The organism is Pontibacter silvestris, from assembly GCF_020907275.1.
Lineage (GTDB): Bacteria > Bacteroidota > Bacteroidia > Cytophagales > Hymenobacteraceae > Pontibacter > Pontibacter silvestris.
This window is the reverse complement of sequence record NZ_JAJJWI010000100.1, coordinates 1-556: the sequence shown is the minus strand read 5'-3', so window position 1 is coordinate 556 and position 556 is coordinate 1. Positions and strand designations below refer to the sequence as shown.

The 556-nt window shown below is 51.1% G+C and carries 1 protein-coding gene; it reads right to left on the bottom strand.

Annotation, left to right across the window (positions count from 1 at the left end; genetic code table 11):
• Positions 1-334: 334 nt before the first annotated feature.
• Positions 335-556 (bottom strand): hypothetical protein (locus tag LN995_RS21750; RefSeq protein WP_229963193.1); only part of this gene is annotated, 222 nt, incomplete at its 5' end.

Below are 556 nucleotides of genomic sequence, written 5' to 3'. Positions count from 1 at the left end.
CGCTTTGGCTTGTTTCACTTGCTAAGGTGTCTGCTAGGCAGTGTTGGCCGGGGTTGTTTTCCCTTTTTCTCCCGGCACTGTGTGTTTTTTAATAAGGGAAAAGCAACCCGGATGGTTGGGAAGTTTTACACCTTTTAAAAATCAATCCCCAAGTGGCGCTTTAGCCGGAGGCAATGCCGTTAATAGCGGGGTATTAGCGACGTTGCCACAGGCGTCAGGCTCGGGATGGCCTAAAGAAAGACTAACCAATCATTGGCCTCTCTATTGCTGGCAACTTGCTGAAAAAGAGCCACTCGTGCCGAAGCTAGCCCCTTGACTTTGTCAATTCCCGACGCTAACTTCGCCTCACCAAAGTCTTGCCTGGACGCCCCCGTCCGAAAGCGCTGGCTTTCTTCCGGCATCGCCCAGGCAAGACTTCTCTGGCCCAAACTCCATTTATGCCTTTGGCTCTTTTTCTGCAAGTTGCCCGCTTTAGTGGCCTTTGATGCCCTCCAGCCCCTTGAAAGCCTGAAAATCGCGCCACTTTAAAATTAGTAAATTCCCAATCACGGCCAAC